We start from the raw sequence: 13,052 nt of genomic DNA on the forward strand, positions 1-13,052 counted from the left end.
CTTCCTGCGCCAATTCGTGAGACAACCCTTATGCCATCCACCAGCCACAACATCACGACGCCCTTTCATCCTCTGAGCGGGGTCGGGTTGCGGGCGCCTCACCTGGATTACTTCTGTGCTCAGACTCCGCCACTCAGCTGGTTGGAGATCCACAGCGAAAACTACTTTCAGCCCTTCTCCCCCCAGAGACAGCAATTGCGTCAATTGGCCCGGGACTACCACATCAGCTGTCACGGCATCGGCCTGTCACTCGGCAGCGCCGAACGGGTCAGTCGCACACACTTGGTCCGACTCAAAGCGCTGGTGGATGAGATCCATCCCATCTTAATTTCTGACCACCTGAGCTGGAGTCAGCACGGCGGTCATTACTTTAATGATTTGCTGCCCTTGCCCTACACCGAAGAAGCGTTGACGGTTTTTTGCCGCAACGTCAGCGAAGTCCAGGAATACCTGGGCCGGCCAATGCTGATTGAAAATCCCTCCAGTTACCTGACATTTCAGCACTCAACCATCAGTGAATGGGAATTTTTACGTGCTGTCCAGGCCCGTACCGATTGCCGTCTGCTGCTGGATCTGAACAATGTGCATGTGTCGGCGTTTAATCACGGCTTCGACTGCCAGACCTACCTAAATGCCCTGCCGGCAGAGGCCGTCGATGAAATTCATCTGGCTGGCTACACCGTCAAAACCCTCGAGCAGGGCGAGATTTGGATCGATACACACAGCCGGCCAGTGAGTGATGCCGTCTGGCAGCTGTATGACGCCTGGTTACAACAACACGGCCCACGTCGAACGCTGATTGAGTGGGATAGCGACATTCCAGAACCCGCCGTTTTGCTCACCGAAGCAGCCAAAGCCAGCCAGCGGTTAAACGCGGCTGACCCCAAGATGAGGTGTTCATCATGACGCTGGCTGAGTTGCAACACCAGTTTGCTAATGCGCTGTGTTATCACGCTGACGGCGAGCAATGCGGCGTAAACAGCGATCACTTCAGCGCCGAGCAGAGACTGCAAATCTACCGCAATCATTTTGTGGTGAGTCTCGGCGAGGTGCTCAGTGCAACCTATCCGCTGCTGGAGCAAGTGCTGGGGGAAGCGTGCTTTGCCCAGATAGCCCGTCACCATGTGTTGCATCACCCCCTCAACGAAGGCGATGTCACTCATTATGGCGCCGGACTGGCGGAAACCGTTGGGCAGTTTACCGAGGTGCTCAAAGCGGCGCCCTACGCAGTTGCACTGGCTGAATTTGAATGGCAGATCGATCGGGCGCGTCAGGCGCAGGCCGAACAGCGACCCGCTACGTGCCAGCCAATGGAAAAACTGGCCGAAGTGCCAGCCGAACAGCACACGGCGCTGTGTCTGCACCTCAGACCCGGCGTGTTGTGCCTCGCCAGTGACTACGCTGTGTTTGATTTATGGCATGCCATCCACCAGCAGCACTTTGATGATCTGGATTTGTCCCGACCGCAAGTTGGTGTGATTGCCGCTCACGCCGATGGTCGCCTGCAACTGCAATCGCTGTCTGATGCGGCCTATCAGTTGATGTTTCATGTGAAACATCAGCACTCACTGGGCGCGATTCCACCGGCACTGCTGAGCGGACTGAATGATTTAATGCAACACGACTGGTTGTGCGGCTTCTCACTGCAACACAACAGTGAATGTACACAAGGAGATACACATGTGTAAGGCGATCAAACACAGGCTCAGCGATTACGATGCGCAGGTGCGCCGCTTACAGAGTATCGGCATTCCGGTGCTCTTATTGCTGTGTCGGGCATGGGTGGGCTGGGTGTTTTTCAATTCCGGGCTGGTTAAAATCGCCTCGTGGGACAGCACCTTATACCTGTTTGAGTTTGAATATCAGGTGCCGCTTCTGCCGTGGCAATGGGCCGCCTATCTTGGCACCGCAGCGGAGCTGATACTGCCGCTGTTTGTTGTCCTGGGGCTACTGACACGGCCGATGGCCACCTTGTTGTTCGCCTTCAATATTGTGGCCGTGGTGTCCTACCCGCTATTGTGGGAAAAAGGGTTTTATGACCATCAGTTGTGGGGCTTGATGCTACTCATAGTTATGCTGTGGGGCGCCGGCCCGCTGTCGCTGGATAGGTTGCTGCGCCAACAACTGCAGAATTAGTCACTGCTGTCGCCAGATAAATCGTCTTTGACCGAGTTGACGGCGTCACGCGAAGCATGCCCGATGGCTTTGGTGGTATCTCGGGTAGCATGACCAATCGCCGTCGTGGCGTCACGGGTGGCATGACCAACCGTGCGGCCAGCTTCTTTCAGTTCGGCACATCCTGTCACGCCGAGGAGGATTCCAGTGGTCAGCCATAACGCTTGGGTAAATTTCGACATAAGCACTCCTTTTATCATGCCACTCAATATATCACTGACGTAACGAATAAACCCACCCGTCGCGGGTGGGTTTATCGTTTTATTTACTCAATTTTCACCGGCGGCAGACACCGCGCTCAGGCGGCGATACCACTGTGGCGCAGCAGCGCATCGATTTGCGGCTCACGGCCTCGGAAGCGTTTGAACAGTTCCATCGGCTCTTCGCTGCCGCCCATTTCCAGAATATTGTTCAGGAAACTCTGGCCGGTCTGCGGGTTAAAAATGCCCTCTTCTTCAAAACGGGAAAAAGCATCAGCAGACAACACTTCTGCCCACAGATAGCTGTAGTAACCGGCGCTGTAACCACCAGCAAAAATGTGGCTGAAGCTGTGCGAAAACCGGTTCCATTCCAGGCTTGGCAGGACAGCCACTTTGGCTTTCACTTCGGCCAGCGTTTCCAGCACTCGTGGACCAATCTCCGGATCGTACTCGGTGTGCAAGGTGAAATCGAACAGCCCAAACTCCAACTGACGCAGAATGAACATCGCCGACTGGAAGTTCTTGGCCGCCAGCATTTTTTCCAGCATCGCTTTCGGCAGAGGTTCGCCGGTTTCGTAATGGCCGGAAATAAACGCCAGTGCATCTTCTTCCCAGCACCAGTTTTCCAGGAACTGACTCGGCAGCTCCACCGCATCCCAAGGTACCCCATTGATGCCCGACACCGCGCCCGTTTCAACCTGGGTCAGCATGTGGTGGATCCCGTGACCAAATTCATGGAACAGCGTCACAACTTCATCATGGGTAAACAGCGCCGGCTTATCGCCGACCGGGCGGTTAAAGTTACACGTCAGATAAGCCACTGGCGTCTGCAACTCGCCCAGGGCATTGATGCGACGCACGCGGCATTCGTCCATCCAGGCACCGCCACGCTTGTGCTCACGTGCGTACAGGTCGAGATAGAAGCTACCGCGCAACTGACCATTCGCATCGAGAATATCGAAAAAGCGCACCGACTCGTGCCAGGTTTCCACCCCCTGACGTTCTTGCACTGACATGCCAAAGACCCGTTTCAATACTTCAAACAGCCCGCTGACCACTTTGGCTTCCGGGAAATATGGACGCAGCTCCTCATCGGAGATCTGGAACAGGTGTTGTTTGTGTTTTTCACTGTAGTAAGCAATATCCCACAGGTTCAGTTCATCCACACCGAACTCTGCGTTGGCGAACTGGCGTAATGCGTCCACTTCACGCTCACCCTGCGTTTTGGCTCGGCCGGCCAGATCATTGAGAAAGCCCAACACCTGCTCGGGTGTTTCCGCCATTTTGGTGGCCAGAGATTTCTCGCTGTAGCTGTGAAAGCCAAGCATACGCGCAACTTCGTGACGCAGTTTCAACTGCTCGCTGATGATGTCGCTGTTGTCCCATTTCCCGGCATTCGGGCCACGGTCTGAGGCGCGGGTCACGTACGCTTCGTACAACTCCTGACGCAGCGCCTGATTGTCACAGTAAGTCATCACCGGCAGATAAGACGGGATATCGAGCGTCAGCAGGTAACCGTCCAGCTCTTTGGCCTGTGCCGCGGCTTTCGCTGCTGCCAGCGCCGATTCCGGCATGCCGGCCAGTTGCTCGACATCGGTCACCTGCTTCGTCCAGCCCATGGTTGCATCAAGTACATGATTGGAAAACTGCGAACTCAGCTCCGACATGCGCTTGCTGATTTCACCGTAGCGATGCTGCTCCGCCGCTGGCAAACCTATGCCGGACAGTTCAAAATCACGCAGCGCATCATTAATGGTTTTCTGTTGAGCGCGGCTTAAGGAAGCAAAATCCTTACTGGCTTTGATGCCCTTATACGCTTCAAACAGCCCTTTATGCTGCCCCACCCAAGTGCCGTACTCGGACAGTAAAGGCAGACAACTTTCGTACGCCTCGCGCAGCTCCTCACTGTTGACCACAGAGTTCATGTGACTGACCGGCGACCAGATGCGACTGAGGCGATCATCCACTTCCTCGATCGGCGCGACGATGCTGTCCCAGCTTGGCGCCTGGTCACTTTCCAGCACGGCTTCTATCTTGGCGCGGCAGTCGGCAATCGCCTGCTCGACCGCAGGTTTGACATGTTCCGGCTTAATCGCCGAAAACGGCGGTAAGTCGGTAAAGGTGAGAAGCGGGTTCGACATAAATCATTCCTTTTGCTGCAAAAGTGCCCGAAGCGGCACGCTTAATAATCTTGAGGTATTAAATAGTAAATATAGGTAGGTTCAGCAATTTTCAATAGTGGCGTATAATCGAGCATATACGTTTATTGTTGCACGACACCGATTGGGGTCGTTTCGAGAGTCTGATTTGTTAAGTTATCGCCACAGTTTCCACGCCGGCAACCACGCTGACGTAGTGAAACACATTGTTCAGAGCCTGATCCTCAACGCGCTCAAGCAGAAAGAGAAACCCTTTGTTTACCACGATACCCATTCTGGGGTCGGCCGTTACGATCTGACCCATGAGTGGGCAGAGAAAACCGGCGAGTACAAGCAAGGTATCGCGCGCGTCTGGCAGCAGCAAGACATTCCGCAGGAAATTCAAAGCTATCTGGATGCAATTAGACAACTTAACAACGGCGACACGCTACGCTACTACCCAGGCTCACCGCGCGTTGCCCGGGCTCATCTGCGCACGCACGACCGTATGGTGCTGACTGAACTGCACCCAAGCGACTACCCGCTGCTGGAGCAGGAATTTCACCGTGATCGTCAGGTCAGCATTTACAAAGAAGACGGCTTTTCCCGCCTCAAAGCCAGCCTGCCACCGAAGGAAAGACGTGGCTTGGTGCTGATTGATCCGCCGTACGAACTGGCACGCGAATATCGCGATGTGGTCCAGGCGATCTACCACAGCTACAAACGCTGGGCGACGGGCATCTACGCCATCTGGTACCCGGTGGTGAATCGCTGTGATATCGAGGACATGATTGAAGGCCTGCAAGGACTCGGCATTCGCAAAATCTTACAAATTGAACTGGGGGTGGCACCCGACACCAACGAGCATGGTATGACCGCTTCTGGCATGATAGTGATCAATCCACCATGGAAGCTGGAAAGCCAGATGAACGAGATTTTGCCTTTCCTTAAAGAAGCAATTGCGCCGGCGACCGGTCATTATAAAGTCGAGTGGATTGTGCCGGAGTAACTCCGGCGTACGACGAATTTATACGGGTGGATTGAGTTCAGCCGATCTGCCCTCATCTAAAGATTAACCACAAAATTTGGTTCCCCACCCCAGGGACTCGGGCAAGGAAACCAGGGACAACACCATTTGGAGAAAGTCATGGCGACTCATTTTGATTATATCTGTATCGGCGGCGGTAGCGGCGGTATCGCATCCGCCAACCGCGCGGCAATGTACGGTGCCAAAGTCGCACTCATCGAAGCACAAGATCTGGGCGGTACCTGTGTCAACGTCGGCTGTGTGCCAAAGAAAGTGATGTGGCACGGTGCGCAAATCGCAGAAGCGATGAACCTGTACGCCGAAGATTACGGTTTTAACGTGGATGTGAAAGGCTTCGACTGGAGCAAACTGGTTGAGAGTCGTCAGGCGTATATTGGCCGTATCCACCAATCTTACGACCGCGTATTGGGCAACAACAAAGTCAATGTCATCAAAGGCTTTGCTAAGTTTGTTGACGAGAAAACCGTTGAAGTGAACGGCGAACACTACACCGCGGATCATATCCTGATCGCCGTCGGCGGTCGTCCAACGATCCCTGACATTCCGGGAGCTGAACACGGCATCGATTCCAACGGTTTCTTCGATCTGGCAGAACAGCCCAAACGCGTCGCCGTGGTTGGCGCGGGTTACATCGCGGTTGAAATCGCCGGTGTACTGCACGCACTCGGCACTGAAACGCATTTATTTGTGCGTAAAGAGTCGCCACTGCGCAGCTTTGACCCAATGATCATTGAGACGTTGGTTGAAGTGATGGATGCGGAAGGTCCGAAACTGCACACCCACTCGGTACCAAAAGAGATCGTCAAAGAAGCCGACGGCAGCCTGACTCTGCATCTGGAAAATGGTGAAAGTCAAAACGTCGATCAGCTGATCTGGGCGATCGGCCGTCATCCGGCCACAGACGCAATCAACCTGGCCTCAACCGGTGTGACTACCAACGACAAAGGCTATATCAAAGTCGACGAATACCAGGAAACCAACGTTGCTGGCATCTACTGTGTTGGCGACATCATGGAAGGTGGTATCGAGCTCACCCCGGTGGCAGTGAAAGCCGGTCGTCAACTGTCTGAGCGTCTGTTCAACAACAAACCAAACGCGAAAATGGACTACGACCTGGTCCCAACCGTGGTCTTCAGCCACCCACCAATCGGCACCATCGGTCTGACTGAACCAGAAGCCATCGCCAAATTCGGTGCAGACAACGTGAGAGTCTACACCTCAGGTTTCACCGCGATGTACACCGCAGTCACCAAGCACCGTCAACCGTGCAAGATGAAACTGGTGTGTGCGGGCGACGATGAGAAAGTGGTTGGTCTACACGGCATTGGCTTCACGGTCGATGAGATGATCCAAGGCTTTGGCGTGGCGATGAAGATGGGCGCAACCAAAGCCGACTTCGATTCGGTTGTGGCGATCCACCCTACCGGCAGCGAAGAATTCGTGACGATGCGCTGAGCACCAGTCACAACGAAAAAAGGCCGCAAATGCGGCCTTTTTTATGCGTGCGTGAAACGCGATTATGACTTCATCGATTTGATCAGCCCATCCAGCTCTTTCAGCAGTTTGCTGGTGTCGGGATCAACTTTATTCATCGCCGCCACCAGTTTCTTCTGCAGCTGTTGATTGACTTGCTGAACGTCTGGGTTCGCCAAAAACTGTGTCCGTTTGTCCGCTTGTTGCTGTTGCTGGGCTTTGAGTTTGGTCAGGATCGACTGGCGCTCACTTTCCGTCAGGCCTTTGTCGGCCAGTTTCGTCCGGGCACTTTGTAGCGCCTGCTCAAAGCCTTGCGGATCATACCCGACTTCTTTGGCTTTCTTCTCCAGAGTGGCATTGGCTTTTTCCGTGGCATTCACCAGTTCAGGGTCCTGCTCATACGCTTTCTGTTTAATGGTCGCCAGCTCCTGCTGGATTTCCCCGACCCGCTGACTGATCTGCTGGCTCTGTGCGATCGCCTGTTGCAGATTGGCTTTGGTATCTTGAGTCTCACCCTGTGCCATCACGGGAGATGCTGCGACCGCAGCGGACAATGTCAGCAAAGTTAGCAATTTTTTCATAGGGCACCTTTAGATGTTGTGGTCGAATGGTGTGCGTTGCCATTCCACTCTAAGAGGTGTGACCATTATTTAGTCAAACTGCCGTCATGAATTGTTAACGGGCGGTCAAACCCCGCCTGCTACTTTACGCACATCACATTTAACAGTGAGGAGCCGCTGAGTTGATTGACCTTGCCACTGGTAAACAGCCCTTTGCGTTCAGCCCCCCAGTACGGCAGGTGGATCGGCCACTGTTTTTTCTCCATCACTTTAGTATCAAGCAAGGTCTGCCACTGCGTTTCTCCCGGCAGGCGCATGCCGATCTTGCGGCAGGTTTGCAGCGCACGCTCGTAGCTGAGCCGGTTCCACGGTAAACCGTGTTCCATGTAAAACTGTTCATCACTGAACATCAGATACGGCACGCTGTAGGTGGTGCCGGCGATTTGAGTTTGCAACCGGATACTGATCTCATTTTTACTGCTGGCTTTGCTGGCCGGGGCCGGTTTGGCAGCAGGAGCGGGCTTGTTTGCCACCGGTTTCGCGGCCTGCGCTGGCTTAGCCGCGGCAACCCGGGTCACCGGCTTGGATTTTACACTCGGCGGATTGGCGGACACGGCTTTGACCGGCGCCCCTTTCGCCACTTCGCGGATAAAAGCTTCCTGGTAACCCGGCACGCGCTTCACTGCCGCCAGTTCACGCTTGGCCTGAGCGAAATCCTCATACGGACCAATCAGGCACCGAAAGCCTTGCTTCTCCGGCTTCCCCCACACATCTACCGAAAGGTGTTGATACAGGCGAGCGGCCGTCGCCAGCGGCATGGGTTTGGTCAGCATGCCGCACTGAATCCAGAAACTGGACTGCTGGGCACGCGGCGTCTGATTGCCCCATAACCCTTTGCCGATCGGGCAAGACTTGTCCAGTACCGGCAATTCATTGGTGGAGGCTTGCGTGGCATCACAGAGAAACTCCTCGCTCTGCGCCGCCGATAATGGGGCCGACAATATCAGCGCCACCAAGCCGAGCAGTGAGGAACAGCGAACTTTAGACATCTTTGCCATGCTCATATCCATACGCGTTGTATACCTTTTTTCGTGACTTTTTCAGGACGACTCTCAATGTATGAAACCGAATGCAAAAAAAGAGCCGTAATCACTTACGGCTCTTAGTTTAGGGAGATAATTGATTTAAAATCAATCGATGTCATCAACCTTTATAGATTTTCGGGTTGAATACGTCACGCAACCAGTCGCCCAGCAGGTTGATCACCAACACCAGAGTCACCAGAACGATGCCAGGGAAGACAGTGATCCACCACGAACCAGAGAAGATGTAGTTAAAACCAATACTGATCAGCGAGCCAAGCGACGGTTGGTCGACAGGCAGCCCCAGCCCGAGGAACGACAGAGCCGCTTCCGACATAATGGCGTTCGCCACCTGCACCGTCGAAATCACCAGGATAGGCGACAAACAGTTCGGCAGTATGTGACGGAACATGATGCGCATCGATTTAAAGCCCATCACGCGCGCCGCTTCAACATACTCTTTCTTCTTTTCCGCCAGAACTGACGCACGTATGGTTCGTGCGTATTGCGGCCACTCCGCCACACCGATGATCACCACCAGCATCAAGACGGCGTATTCGCTGTAAAATTCGCTGCCAAAGCTGGCTTTGAAAATGGCCGAGACAATGATCGCCACCATCATGGTCGAGAACGACAGCTGCACATCGGCAAAACGCATCAGGAAGCTGTCGATCCGGCCACCGAAATAGCCCGCTGACAGACCAATCACGATCCCCAGCAACAATTGCAGGCCAACCGCCAGGAAACCTATCGTCAGCGACAGGCGTGAACCGTACAAAATGGTCGACAGAATATCGCGCCCCTGGTTGTCCGTTCCCAGAGCAAAACGGGCATCACCGTCTGCCATCCAGGATGGCGGCAGCTCTGAGTCCATAATGTCAATCGCGGCCAGGTCGTACGGATCGCTCGGTGACACCAAAGGGGCCACCAGCGACAAACACAGAATCACCATAAAAATGGCAAAGCTGAACATGGCAACTTTGTCGCGCAGGAAATAGTAAAGAAAATCGGATTTTTTGAAACGCTCCCAACGAGAAGGAGCCGCAGTAACAGTTTGCATGATTATGCTCCTTTTCCGGTCAGATTCACGGTCGGGTTGATCAGACCGTACATCAAGTCAACGATGGTGTTGGTCACCACAAAAATCAGGCCGACGAAAATGACGTACGCGGTGATCAGCGGTGTATCTACCCGGTTGATGGCTTCAAGGAAAAGGAAACCGGTCCCCGGCCACTGGAACACAGTTTCGGTCAGGATGGTGTAGGCCACCATCGTACCGATTTGCACCCCACCGACGGTCAGAACCGGCAGCATGGTGTTTTTCAGCGCGTGCTGATAGTAGATTTTGTTCAGCGCCAGACCTTTCGCTTTGGCGAATTTGATGTACTCCGAGCTCAGTACTTCCAGCATTTCAGAGCGAACCAGACGGATAAACAGCGGCAGCATAATCGACGCCAGAGAGACACACGGCAGAATCAGATGCGCCAGCCCGTCAAGCGTAAAATAACCGGACTCCCAGCCCAACCAGTTCGCGGTCTCGCCGCGGCCAAAGGACGGCAGCCAGCCCAGCTCTATCGAGAAAATGTACATCAGCATGATCGCGGTCAGGAACACCGGGATCGAAATACCAATACTACTGAACGCCATCACCACTTTGGTGAAAAAACTTTTGGGGTGAATGGCGGAATAAACGCCGAGCGGTATCGAGAGCACGATGATGATCACCGTGGCGCCAAACACCAGTTCAAGCGTGGCAACCAATTTATCGAGGATCACGTCCACCGCAGGACGTTTGAAGAAATATGACGTACCCAAATCGCCTTGCAGCGCATTGGTCACAAAACGAGTGTATTTAGTCACGAAGGGATCATTCAGGCCCAACTCATCACGCAGTGCCTGACGTTCTGCTTCAGAAACCGACTGACCGACAAGCTCACGCAATGGGTCACCCAGGTTATCCTGAATGGCAAACGCCACCAAACTGATCACAAACATCACTATCAGTGCCTGAAACAGGCGCTTGACCAGAAACGAAAACATTCCTTGCCCCTTTCTATCCTTGAACTTCTGCCGAATCCGGGCAGAAGAGAGAAATTCAGCCTCAAAAATGGCACTTAACCCGACTGAAACAAAGCTAAGCACCAAAAGTTACTCAAAGGCATCCGCCTAAGCGGACGCCTTTGCGGGACTGGGGTTATTTGACCACCAGATCACCAAAGTAAGGGAAGTTCATTGCGTTGACGATCGGCTTGATATCGACGTTAGATTTCGCGCCCCACGCCAGGTTTTGCCAGTGCAGTGGTACAAACGCCGCATCGTTGTACAAGGTGGCTTCAACCGTTTGCAGCATCTTGGCACGTTTCGCCGGATCGGTTTCCACGTTCGCCGCTTCCACCAGCTTGTCGACTTCTGGGTTTGAGTAGTGACCGCAGTTGTACTGACCTTTACCGGTTTCTTCGTTACGGGTCATGGTCAGGAACTCAGAGAAGTTGGCTGAATCTTCGGTATCAGAGTGCCAACCGATCATCAGCATGTCCGCCGCACACTTATCAAACTCTGGCCAGTACTGAGCTTTCGGCATGGTCTTCAGATCCACTTTGATGCCGATTTTTGACAGCATCGCTGCGACCGCTTGGGCCACTTTCGCGTCATTCACGTAGCGGTTGTTCGGTGCGATCATGGTCAGCGTGAAGCCTTTCTCATAACCCGCTTCTTTCATCAGTGCTTTGGCTTTGTTCAGATCGTAGCGAGGCACCAGAGCGGAATCGTAACCGGCATAACCCGAAGGCCCTTGCTGGCCTGCAGCGGTGGCGAAGCCCTTCATGATTTTCTTCACGATGCCTTCATTGTTGATTGCATTCACGATGGCCTGACGCACACGCACGTCTTTCAGAGCTTCGTTGCTGCTCTGATTCATCTGGAAAGTGATGATACGGGTACCCGGCAGTGTCACCAGATCGACCCCTTTAGCTTCTTCCACCCGTTTGTGATCGTTCGGTGCCACTGGCGCGATCATGTCAACGTCGCCTGACAGCAAAGCAGCCACACGCGTCGCGTCTTCTTTGATTGGCACCAGCGTCAGGTGGTCAACGTTGCCTTGCGTGTCTTTGTCCCAGTAGTCTTTAAAACGTTCAAACTCTACTTTTACGCCCTGTTCACGTGCCGTCACGATAAACGGCCCCGTGCCAGAAACGTGGGTAGACGCGTAAGAGTTGCCGTGTTTCACCAGCTCCGCTTTGTCTTTACCATCGTCGGTCTTACCTGAGTAGAACTTGCTGTCCATTGGGAAAATGTAGGTCGCCGTTTGCAGTACCAACGGGTAAGCGCCTTTCGACACCAGGTCAACCGTGTAGTCGTCGACTTTGACCATTTTCTCATACGGTTCAAAGATCGCTTTGAAATCCGGTGAGTTTTTCAGACGGTCAAACGTCCAGACCACATCATCCGCTGTCAGCTCGTTACCTGAATGGAACTTCACGCCTTTGCGCAGTTGGAAACGGAAAGTCGTGTCGTTGATACGCTCCCATTTCTCAGCCAGACGCGCTTCAAAGTCCAGATCTTGTGTGTAACGAACTAGCGGATCGAACACCATGTGAGACATTTGCAGTGTACCGCCAGACAGTTGCTCATGTGGATCCAGTGATACCGGGTCTGCGTCGTAAGCGACGGTAATGTCGGCGGCGGCGGCGCTAAAGCTCAGCCCTGCTGCCATCAAAGCCACTGCCAGTTTGCTTTTCATGGTTTTCATTGCATAACTCCTTATGCGGGAATCCAATCCCTAGTTGTTGTATTTGCTTCTGTTTCTAAGACCAAGCTCGCTTGGACATTATTGGCTTACGCCGTTTTTACTTCTTCTCTCAAGCCTGTGAATTCAGGCATTAAAGAAATCAGTTGCTTACTGTATTCATGCTGCGGGTTCTGGAACAGTTGCTCCGTCGGCGCGACTTCCAGCAAGGTTCCCATCTGCATGACGCCCACCCGGTCGCACATCTGGCGAATCACCGGTAAATCGTGACTGATGAACAGCATGGTCAGGTTCAGCTCATCCTGGAGATCTTTCAGCAGGTTCAGGATCTGCGCCTGCACGGACACATCCAGTGCCGAAGTTGGTTCATCACAAATCAGCAAACGTGGACGGGTCGCCAACGCACGCGCAATCGAAATACGCTGTCGCTGACCGCCGGAGAATTCATGCGGATACTTCACCCCGGCCATGCGTCCCAGACCAACATGATCCAACAGATCATTGACGATCTGGCGTGTCTCGGCTTCACTGTTGGTCAGTTTGTGGAAACGGATCGGCTCGGCGATGATGTCGAAAATTTTCATCCGTGGGTTCATCGAGGTGTACGGGTTCTGGAACACCATCTGCATCT

General features: G+C 53.6%; 13 protein-coding genes. 5 read left to right on the forward strand and 8 right to left on the reverse strand.

Going from position 1 to position 13,052, the window contains the following annotated elements; translation table 11 throughout:
- Positions 1 to 30 precede the first annotated feature (30 nt).
- The 3 genes from bufB to VPR01S_RS21245 are packed head-to-tail and all read left to right on the forward strand — an operon-like array spanning position 31 to position 2,136.
- Positions 31 to 906: an MNIO family bufferin maturase gene (bufB, locus tag VPR01S_RS21235; protein ID WP_021707421.1), complete on the forward strand. Its 876-nt coding sequence runs from the start codon at positions 31 to 33 to the stop codon at positions 904 to 906.
- Positions 903 to 1,688 carry an HvfC/BufC N-terminal domain-containing protein gene (locus VPR01S_RS21240; protein ID WP_021707422.1) on the forward strand — a complete coding sequence of 262 codons (786 nt, stop codon included), beginning with the start codon at positions 903 to 905 and terminating at the stop codon, positions 1,686 to 1,688. Before bufB ends, VPR01S_RS21240 begins: the two co-directional genes overlap by 4 nt.
- Entirely contained in the window at positions 1,681 to 2,136 is a 456-nt protein-coding gene (locus tag VPR01S_RS21245; RefSeq protein ID WP_021707423.1) for a DoxX family protein, read from the forward strand. Before VPR01S_RS21240 ends, VPR01S_RS21245 begins: the two co-directional genes overlap by 8 nt.
- On the opposite strand, the gene VPR01S_RS21250 is transcribed toward VPR01S_RS21245, so the two are convergent.
- Both VPR01S_RS21250 and prlC read right to left on the reverse strand, forming a co-directional pair.
- Positions 2,133 to 2,357 (reverse strand): hypothetical protein, encoded by a 225-nt coding sequence (locus tag VPR01S_RS21250; protein ID WP_021707424.1) that lies wholly within the window; start codon positions 2,355 to 2,357, stop codon positions 2,133 to 2,135. The two genes, VPR01S_RS21245 and VPR01S_RS21250, sit on opposite strands and share 4 nt — an antisense overlap.
- 116 nt (positions 2,358 to 2,473) lie before the next feature.
- Positions 2,474 to 4,516 carry an oligopeptidase A gene (gene prlC / locus VPR01S_RS21255; protein WP_021707425.1) on the reverse strand — a complete coding sequence of 681 codons (2,043 nt, stop codon included), beginning with the start codon at positions 4,514 to 4,516 and terminating at the stop codon, positions 2,474 to 2,476.
- Positions 4,517 to 4,682: 166 nt separating this feature from the next.
- Between prlC and VPR01S_RS21260 the strand changes: the two genes are divergently transcribed.
- On the forward strand, positions 4,683 to 5,522 hold the full coding sequence (locus VPR01S_RS21260; RefSeq protein ID WP_021707426.1) for a 23S rRNA (adenine(2030)-N(6))-methyltransferase RlmJ: 840 nt from the start codon (positions 4,683 to 4,685) through the stop codon (positions 5,520 to 5,522).
- A 138-nt stretch (positions 5,523 to 5,660) separates the two neighbouring features.
- Positions 5,661 to 7,016 (forward strand): glutathione-disulfide reductase, encoded by a 1,356-nt coding sequence (gorA, locus tag VPR01S_RS21265; RefSeq protein ID WP_021707427.1) that lies wholly within the window; start codon positions 5,661 to 5,663, stop codon positions 7,014 to 7,016.
- A gap of 62 nt (positions 7,017 to 7,078) precedes the next feature.
- Here gorA and VPR01S_RS21270 read toward each other — a convergent pair whose 3' ends face one another.
- From VPR01S_RS21270 to VPR01S_RS21295, 6 genes are all read right to left on the reverse strand, one after another.
- Positions 7,079 to 7,615 (reverse strand): hypothetical protein, encoded by a 537-nt coding sequence (locus tag VPR01S_RS21270; RefSeq protein ID WP_021707428.1) that lies wholly within the window; start codon positions 7,613 to 7,615, stop codon positions 7,079 to 7,081.
- A gap of 119 nt (positions 7,616 to 7,734) precedes the next feature.
- Entirely contained in the window at positions 7,735 to 8,652 is a 918-nt protein-coding gene (locus VPR01S_RS21275) for an SPOR domain-containing protein (protein WP_021707429.1), read from the reverse strand.
- A gap of 145 nt (positions 8,653 to 8,797) precedes the next feature.
- Positions 8,798 to 9,736, reverse strand: coding sequence for an ABC transporter permease (locus VPR01S_RS21280; RefSeq protein ID WP_021707430.1), 939 nt, complete (start codon positions 9,734 to 9,736; stop codon positions 8,798 to 8,800).
- A 2-nt stretch (positions 9,737 to 9,738) separates the two neighbouring features.
- Positions 9,739 to 10,716, reverse strand: coding sequence for an ABC transporter permease (locus VPR01S_RS21285; protein WP_021707431.1), 978 nt, complete (start codon positions 10,714 to 10,716; stop codon positions 9,739 to 9,741).
- A gap of 154 nt (positions 10,717 to 10,870) precedes the next feature.
- On the reverse strand, positions 10,871 to 12,424 hold the full coding sequence (locus VPR01S_RS21290; protein WP_021707432.1) for an ABC transporter substrate-binding protein: 1,554 nt from the start codon (positions 12,422 to 12,424) through the stop codon (positions 10,871 to 10,873).
- Between the two features lie 86 nt (positions 12,425 to 12,510).
- The coding region (locus VPR01S_RS21295; protein ID WP_021707433.1) for an ATP-binding cassette domain-containing protein at positions 12,511 to 13,052 on the reverse strand (542 nt) is incomplete at its 5' end.

Origin of the sequence: Vibrio proteolyticus NBRC 13287 (assembly GCF_000467125.1) — a bacterium.
Classification (GTDB): domain Bacteria; phylum Pseudomonadota; class Gammaproteobacteria; order Enterobacterales; family Vibrionaceae; genus Vibrio; species Vibrio proteolyticus.